This window comes from uncultured Oscillibacter sp. (assembly GCF_910587525.1).
Classification (GTDB): domain Bacteria; phylum Bacillota; class Clostridia; order Oscillospirales; family Oscillospiraceae; genus Oscillibacter.
The window spans coordinates 1-1557 of the sequence record NZ_CAJULS010000266.1 but is presented as its reverse complement, the minus strand read 5'-3'; the positions used below and the strand labels follow the sequence as shown (position 1 = coordinate 1557).

Sequence of the window (1557 nt, the reverse complement as noted above, 5' to 3'; positions counted from 1 at the left end):
GGAGACCCACCGCTTCGCCATCACCTACCACCACGAGAGCCACGGGAAAAGCGCCATGCGCTCCGCCCTGGACGGCATCCCCGGCGTGGGTCCAAAGCGGCGGGAGGAGCTTAGAAAGAAGTTCGGGACCATTAAGGCCATCCGGGAGGCGGATGCGGAGGCTTTGGCGGCGGTGGTGCCGCGGCCTGCCGCCGAGGCGGTTTGGAGTCACTTCCACCCGGGGAAGGGGGAGGGTTCCTGCCCTTCGGGCGGGGAGGATTGCAGCTAGATGCCGGCTGGTCCAATGCACTCCTCATGTCGTCGGAAGAAACTCCGCCCACTCCGTCCCCGCCTGACGGCGTGGACTGCGTTCTGCTCCGTTCCTTCCTCCTCTCCCCGCAAAATCTTCGATTTTGCGGGGGCCCCAATCTTTGCGAAAAGAGAGAATGCGCCGTGCACGGTGGAAGAGAGAAAACGGGGGCGCGGTACGGATAGTTTATTACGCAAGTCTCCGGTCCGCGGCGTAGATTGAGCGGGGGGTTGGCACTTACCGAATGACCAGCTCCTCTTTCCGCTGCCGCTGACTTGGCGCTTATGGGAAAAAAGACCGAAGGGCTTGCGCCCTTCGGTCTTTTGCTTGGTTCGGAAATTATTTCGCGGCCTTGGCGGCCCGGATGGCCTCGGTCAGCAGCGGGGTGACCTTGAACAGGTCGCCGCAGATGCCGTAGTCCGCGATTTCAAAGATGGGAGCCGTGTCGTTTTTGTTCACGGCGATGATGCACTCGGAGTCCTGCATGCCCGCCTTGTGCTGGATGGCGCCGGAGATGCCCAGAGCCACGTACACCTTGGGATGCACGGTCTTGCCGGTCTGGCCCACCTGATGGTCGGCGCTCAGCCAGCCGCTGTCGATGGTGGCGCGGGAGCCGCCGACCACGCCGCCCAGCTCCGCAGCCAGCTCCTCCGCCAGCTTGATGCCGCCCTCGACGTCCTTGCTGATGCCGCGCCCCACGGACACGATGAAGTCCGCGCCGATCAGGTCCACCAGCTTCTTCGCCGCCTTGACCACCTCGGTGACCTCGGTCTTCACGTCCGCCTCAGACAGGGAGAAGCCGGGCTTCTCAATGACGCACGCATCCGCTTTGGCCTGGTCGAAGGGGTTCTTCTTCATAACGCCGGGCCGCACCGTCGCCATGCAGGGACGGAAGCGGGGGCAGATGATGGTGGCCATCAGGTGGCCGCCGAAGGCCGGACGGGTCATCTTCAGGTTCCGGTCCTCCATGTCCCACTTCTGGCTGTCCACGTCGATGGTGGAAGCCTCCCGCAGGAACTGGATGTAGTTGGCGACGTCGATGTCCAGGTGGGTGCAGTCCGCGCACAGGCCGGTATGCAGCCGGGCCGCGCAGCGGGGGGCCAGGTCACGGCCGATGTTCGTCGCGCCAATCAGGAAGGCCTCGGGCTTCAGGTCCTCGATGACGTCGCAGATGACCTTGGCATAGGCGTCGGTATTGTAGACTGCCAGCATGGGGCTCTCGCAGACATAGACCTTGTCCGCGCCGTAGCCGCCCAGCTCCTTGGCGG

The 1557-nt window shown here is 64.2% G+C and carries 2 protein-coding genes; one reads left to right on the top strand and one right to left on the bottom strand.

The annotated features are described in order from the left end of the window. The coding region (locus tag QZ326_RS13315) for a helix-hairpin-helix domain-containing protein (protein ID WP_295746161.1) at positions 1-268 on the top strand (268 nt) is incomplete at its 5' end. 360 nt (positions 269-628) lie between these two features. On the opposite strand, the gene QZ326_RS13310 is transcribed toward QZ326_RS13315, so the two are convergent. Further along, a partial coding sequence (locus QZ326_RS13310) for an electron transfer flavoprotein subunit alpha/FixB family protein (protein ID WP_295746157.1) occupies positions 629-1557 on the bottom strand: 929 nt, incomplete at its 5' end.